Here is a 6,000-nt window from a genome sequence, read left to right on the forward strand (position 1 = left end):
GCCCATCGGGCGGTGTAGAGCCGGTAGGCGGGTTTCTGCCCGGCTCGGTGCGCGCCTCGGTGATGTCGGTGCAGTGCGCGACGAGCGCCTCGTTCACGATCCGCTCGTTCAGACCCGGCTCGCGACGTTGCCCGCGCTGGAAGGGCGAGGTGGCGGCGGGCTTCGGTGAGCAGACTACGACGGTGGAAGCAGCCGTCCTTGTTCATCACGAACACCGTGGCAGTGACCGCGACGGCCGCCAATCCCGCATCGACGACGGCGGCGCCCCGGGTCCGGATCGCGGGATTGCGGGGCGGGCGCGCTCGAGGAGGGAGTCGAAGAGGTCGGCGTCGGCACGAGGAAGTCCCGCGCGCTGGCCCGCCAACCCTCGCGCAGCTGCTTCAAGGAGCGGGCCTGCGGCTTCGCGCGGCGGGTCGGGCGGCTCTTCGGTTCAGCTTCGCCCGTGCCCGCACCGAGATCTCGGGCGCGAACTTCAGGTTGCCGTCGTGTCGACGGCGGGATGTACTCGTGCTCCAGGTCCTGAAGGCAGGCAGCGATCTGCGCGCTGCGGCGGGCGGTGATCCGCTCCGGCGGTTGCCGAACCACCACATGCCACCGCCGGGCACCGACTACGAGGAGTGAGGGACAGTATGAGGACCCTCGCGGAAGCACAGCGGCGCGCGATGACAGAAAAAGCCCGCGCTGCCACGGTCGCCGACCATGCCTACGCACAGGGCTGGGAGGACACCGCCGACCGCATGCGCCAGGGGGCCAGCGCCGACGCACTGCAGGAGGCGGCCCTCGAGGCCCGCAGGGCCGCCGGGGACTGGCCGTTGAAGCAGGCTCGGGCGCACGGCATGCAGCAGGCCACGGCCTGGGTCACCGCCGACCGTGCCGACGAATAGCAAGGATGCGGACCAACCGAATGCCACGGTGCCCCGCCTGAGCCAAGTAGGCGGGGCCCCGTCATGCTGATGCACGCTACCCGGACCGCTCGACGGCAACCTCCGGTCGGCGGTGTGCCGGATGCGAGACCCCGGCTGCCGTCGGCACAGGCGGAGTGGGTGTCAGAGTTTGCGGGTGTCGCGGGGCTCGACGTAGGGCTCTTCGCCGGGAGGGTGGCCGCTGTCGATGGCCCGGGCGCGTTCGAGTTCGGCGTTGAATTCCAGGCCGAGCAGGATGGCGATGTTGGAGATCCACATCCAGATCAGGAAGATGATCACTGCGGCCATGCTGCCGTAGGTCTTGTTGTAGCTGCCGAAGTTCGCCACGTAGAAGGCGAACGCGGCGGAGGCGATGAGCCAGATGACGATGGCGATGAGACTGCCGGGGCTGACCCACCGGAACTTGCGTTTGACGTTGGGGGCCGCCCAGTACAGCAGGGCGATGATCGCGGCGAAGAGCAGGACCATCACGGGCCATTTGGCGATGTTCCACACCGTGATGAAGGTGTCGCCCAGGCCGAGGACCTGGCCGGTCTTCTTGGCCAGGGTGCCGGTGAAGACCACGCCGATCGCCATGGCGGCGAGCAGCACCACGACGATGAGCGTGATGATCAGGCGGGTGGGGATGGTCTTCCAGACGGGGCGACCTTCGCCGATGTCGTAGACGGCGTTGGACGCGCGCATGAACGCGGCGATGTACCCGGAGGCCGACCACAAGGCCAGCGCGATTCCGATGATCAGCGCGATGCTTGCCCCGCCCTGGTTTGCCTGGAGCTGTTTGAGGACGTTGTTGAGGATGTCGCGTGCGGCGCCGGGGGCGAGACTGCCTAGGTTGTCGATCATCGGTTTGATCGTCGAGCTGCCCAGCAGCCCGAGGAGCGAGACCAGGGCGAGCAGGGCGGGGAAGATCGCCAGGATGCCGTAGTAGGTCAGGGCGGCCGCCCAGTCGGTGAGGTTGTCCTCCTTGAATTCCTTCAGGGTCCGTTTGAAGACGCCTCCCCAGGACCCTTTCGGCAGGTCGGTCGGCTTCTTCGCCGGCTGGGTCGTGTGCCGGTCCAGGCGGGATGTCTCGTCGCGATCGGTGCGGTGGCGGGCCATGGCTCACCCCTTCTGATCGGTGCCGCCGCACCAGGAGCGAATCGGTGGCGGAGCGGCGGTCACTGGTGGTTCACATGCCGCCAGGAGGCTGCCGCCGGGCCTCGCCGGCTACCTGCTGGCCGGACTGCCGGGCCTGCTCCGTGACCTGCCCGGCCTGGTCGCTCGCCTCCTCCTTGGTGGTGCGCGCCGCTTCCGCAGCGGTGTCCTTGACCTCCTGGGCGGCCTGCTTGGCCGTCTCGGTGGCGTCCTCCTTCACCTGCTGCGCGGACTGAATCGCCGCCTGCTTGACGGGCTCGATCACCTCACCGGCCTTCTCGGAGAGCTGGGAGGCTGCCTGCTCCTCGGCCTGCGAGGCGGGCAGGAGCGAGGCGGCCAGCATCCCGGCACCGAAGGAGATCAGCCCGGCCGCCAGCGGATTGCCCTGCGTCTGCCTCATCGCCCGTTCCGGGGCGCTGCTGACCGTCTCGCCGACCTGCCCGGCCGTCTGGAGCATCGTGTCCGCGGCCTGGCCGGCGCTGTCCTTGACGGATGCTGCGGCCTGCTGAGTGCGGCCCCTGGCGCTCTGTGCGGTTCCGGATGCGGTGCCCATGACGCGCCGGCGCGCGCTGGAGACCGCGCTGCGGACTCGATCGGTGCGGCGGCGCACGATCCGTGCCGGGCTGGTGCGGTCGGCCAGCCGGTCGACGTTCTCCGACAGCCGCTCGCGGGTCGCCTCGATCTCGGTTCTCACCTGGTCGGGTGACGTGCCCATTGCGCGTCCTCCTTCAGCGTCTGCACGGTCTGCTCCGGCTTCAGGGACACCTCCCGCATCCGGGAGCGGCCCATCACGTACAGCACGGCTGCGATCACCGCCCACACCGCGGTGACGATCAGGGCTGCCCAGGCGGTGTCCATCACATTGACCAGGGCGAACATCGCCGCGAGTGAGGCGAACAGGGCGACCATGTAGCCGCCGAACCCGGCGCCTGCGTACATTCCGGCGGCCTTGCCCGCCTTGCCGGCCTCCTCCCGGACCTCGGCCTTGGCCAGCTCCACCTCCTGCCGAAGGAGCGTCTGGATGTCCGAGGTCACCTCCGACAACAGCTCTCCGACCGAAGAGCCCCCACCGCGCGGCTCCGGCGCCGTCGACGACATCTCACACCTCCGGGAAAGGCCGCAGCCCCGGCTGCACGGCACCCTGCGGGTAAGGCCCCGGCTCCGGCTGCACGTCACCCTCCGGATAAGCCCGCGGGTCCGGCCGTACGGTCCTCTCCGGCACCCCATTGCCCGGGAAAGGCGTCTGTTCCTGCTGCCCCCCTTGTCCGGACTGCGCCTTGCTGCCGGCCTTGGCCATCCTGCCGACCGCGAACCCCGCCAGCGCCGCCCCCGCCAGGAACGCCCCCGGCCGGCGCCGCGCGAATCCCTTCAGGTCCTCCGTCATGCCTTGCACACCGTGCTCGTCCAGGTAGTCCGCCGCCCGGTGGCCACCATCCGCAGCCTTTGACACCAGGGTGCGGGCCGGGGAGTCGTCGGGGGCGTTGCGCGCCATCTCCGCCAGCTCGTCCGCCCACTGGTGGACCGTCCCGGCCGCACGCCGCGTCTGGCCCTCCACCTCCTCGGCCATGCGGCCCCGGAGGTCACCCACGGCGCTTCCGGCCTGGCGACGCGCCTCCCCAGCCACCGTCTTGGCCTGCTCCAGCGCGGTGCCAGCCACCTCGCCGGCGGCTTTGCTGGCCTGGCCGGCTGTGGCCGACGCCTGCTCTTTCGCGGTCTGTCCGGCCGCCTGTACACGCCCGGCCCCGCCGACGTCGGACTCAGTACTCATGGTCCTCACCCTCTTTCCGGGCCGCGGACGGCCTCCAGGCTCTGCGAAGGACGTTCGGGGAAATCGCTGCACCCCACGGTCGGCATCTCTCAGCTTGGTGAGGGGTTCTACCACGTCTGTGTGCTTATGTACCGATTGGGGCGTTTTTGCGAGTATCCGGGTCATGACATGCGAAACAACCATGTGCGGAGCTGGGCGCGGGCGGCCTTCAGCACCGATAGACGTCATGGCCCGGGCCGCACGCCAAGACATGGGGCGTTGAGGACGTGGCGCGGCCTGAACGCCAGACGGATGTCACCGCGGCGCAGAGGTTCGTCAGTGACCTTTTTGATCGGCGGTGTGTTGTTGCTGTGACGCGTGCACGTCGCTCCGGTCGCCACACGACGGGACCTCGTGTGCGCGCGGCCCCGGCCGTGCCCGGCGTCGGGTCCGCCCTCGACCTACTGATCGGCCAGGACCAGCAAGTCACCGCCGTCCGAGGGTTCCGTGACGTTGTGCCCCAGCCGCACCAGCAGGCCGACACCGCGGCCCGCACGATCGCGTGCGTACGCGCTGTCGTCAATGGTGTGGTGCGGGCAGGGGGTGAGCGCATCAGCCGACACCGTCCACCGTCGGCCCTGATGCTCGACGGCGACGAACCGTTGCGTTTGGTCCACAGCACGAGCCGGCCGCTGGGCGCTGATCGGTCACCGCGCTACCGCGATGTGGCCTGATCATTCCGGTATGGCAGCTGACCATACGGCTACCCGCCGTGAGCGGGGTTCGGAAGCAAGCCCCGCCGAGCTCTCCGAGTCCAGACTCGGAGAGCTCACCTCTTCCCAGCCATAGTGCTGTGACCTTTCCCCGCCGCGGGGATGTCAGGGAGGGTAAGGGGTAGGCGAACATGCGTCCCCGCTCCCCCGACACCCACGGTGATACGCATTGACCTCGCCCGCGCTCCCCGGCCGAGAACCCGGCGCTGATCCTCGCGTCGACGACCTCGTGCAGGAGGTGAAGCAGTTGCGGGAGAAGGTCGAGCAGCTGCGGGTGGAGAATGCCCAGCTGCGGCGTGCGGTGGCCTCTCACGCGGTCGTGGATCAGGCCATCGGGGTGCTGGTGATGACGGCGAAGATCAACCCGGAGGACGGGTTCATGGTGCTGCGTGAGATCTCGCAGCACACCAACACCAAGCTCTCCGCGATCGCCGAGCAGATCATCGAGCATGCGCAGGACACCGCTCTGCCTGAGACGATCCTGGCCGAACTGCACGCTGCCCTCACCCGCAGGAGGTGATCGAAGCAGCTGGGCTGGGTGGGTCAGGGCCCGTGGCGACCGGCCATGCCGACGACCGGATCGTCGCGGAGCGCGATGCGGGACGTGATGCGTTTTCCGACCGGCTCCCGCTGCGCCTCGAAGCCCTAAGACAGCGTTTCTGATGGCTGTCTCAGCTCGTTGGCTTGGTGTGATGACTCTTGCTGAGCGGCTAGTGCCGGATGAGCTGTGGGAGCTGTTTCGACGGGTGGTGCCTCTGACGGAGGTGACGCGTCCGCAAGGTGGCGGTAAGCGTCGGTCCGGTGATCGTGAGGTGTTGACGGCCATCGTGTTCGTGGCACGTCGGGGTGCACGTGGCGGCAGCTGCCGCCGGTGTTCGGACCGTGCTGGCAGACGGTCTACCGGCGGTTCAGCCAGTGGAGCCGGGAGCGGGTCTGGGCCCGGCTTCACCGCGTTGTGCTTGATGAACTGGGTGCCCGCGGTGACCTGGACTGGTCGCGCTGCGTGATCGATTCGGTCAGCGTGCGGGCGACAAAGGGGGGCCATTGAGCGGACCGAATCCGACCGATCGCGGCAAACTGGGATCGAAAATCGACCTGATCACCGACCGGAACGGCCTGCCGCTGTCGCTGGGCATCTCCGGCGCCAACGTGCACGACAGCTTCGGCCTTGAGCCGCTCGTGCGCGGTATCCCACCCATCCGCTCGCACCGGGGGCCTCGCAGAAGGCGACCCGCGAAGCTCCACGGTGACAAGGGTTACGACTATGACCACTTGCGCCGATGGCTCTGGGGGCGCGGCATCACACCGCGCATCGCCCGTAAAGGCGTGAGTCGTCGCAACGGCTTGGCCGGCACAGATGGGTCGTGGAACGAACGGTGTCCTGGCTGGCGGGCTGCCGACGTCTGCACCGCCGTTACGAACG

6 protein-coding genes and 1 pseudogene are annotated in these 6,000 nt (G+C 69.0%); 3 read left to right on the top strand and 4 right to left on the bottom strand.

Annotated elements, in window-relative coordinates; genetic code table 11:
- Positions 1–629 precede the first annotated feature (629 nt).
- The gene (locus AB0K80_RS26780; protein WP_365673859.1) at positions 630–884 is read left to right on the top strand and encodes a hypothetical protein; all 255 of its coding nucleotides are present in this window, start codon (positions 630–632) and stop codon (positions 882–884) included.
- Between the two features lie 162 nt (positions 885–1,046).
- On the opposite strand, the gene AB0K80_RS26785 is transcribed toward AB0K80_RS26780, so the two are convergent.
- The 4 genes from AB0K80_RS26785 to AB0K80_RS26800 all read right to left on the bottom strand — a co-directional run bounded on the left by AB0K80_RS26785 (position 1,047) and on the right by AB0K80_RS26800 (position 3,825).
- Positions 1,047–2,021 (bottom strand): YihY/virulence factor BrkB family protein, encoded by a 975-nt coding sequence (locus AB0K80_RS26785; protein WP_365673861.1) that lies wholly within the window; start codon positions 2,019–2,021, stop codon positions 1,047–1,049.
- 70 nt (positions 2,022–2,091) lie between these two features.
- Positions 2,092–2,772, bottom strand: a complete 681-nt coding sequence (locus AB0K80_RS26790) for a DUF3618 domain-containing protein (RefSeq protein ID WP_365673863.1) — start codon at positions 2,770–2,772, stop codon at positions 2,092–2,094.
- On the bottom strand, positions 2,748–3,092 hold the full coding sequence (locus tag AB0K80_RS26795) for a phage holin family protein (protein WP_365673885.1): 345 nt from the start codon (positions 3,090–3,092) through the stop codon (positions 2,748–2,750). Before AB0K80_RS26795 ends, AB0K80_RS26790 begins: the two co-directional genes overlap by 25 nt.
- Before the next feature lie 64 nt (positions 3,093–3,156).
- On the bottom strand, positions 3,157–3,825 hold the full coding sequence (locus AB0K80_RS26800) for a hypothetical protein (protein WP_365673865.1): 669 nt from the start codon (positions 3,823–3,825) through the stop codon (positions 3,157–3,159).
- Between the two features lie 921 nt (positions 3,826–4,746).
- Here AB0K80_RS26800 and AB0K80_RS26805 point away from each other — a divergent pair.
- Positions 4,747–5,097 carry an ANTAR domain-containing protein gene (locus AB0K80_RS26805; RefSeq protein WP_365673867.1) on the top strand — a complete coding sequence of 117 codons (351 nt, stop codon included), beginning with the start codon at positions 4,747–4,749 and terminating at the stop codon, positions 5,095–5,097.
- Positions 5,098–5,269: 172 nt separating this feature from the next.
- Positions 5,270–6,000: pseudogene (locus AB0K80_RS26810) on the top strand (IS5 family transposase); the annotation flags it as partial.

It is taken from the genome of Streptomyces sp. NPDC052682 (assembly GCF_040678435.1).
Classification (GTDB): Bacteria; Actinomycetota; Actinomycetes; order Streptomycetales; family Streptomycetaceae; genus Streptomyces.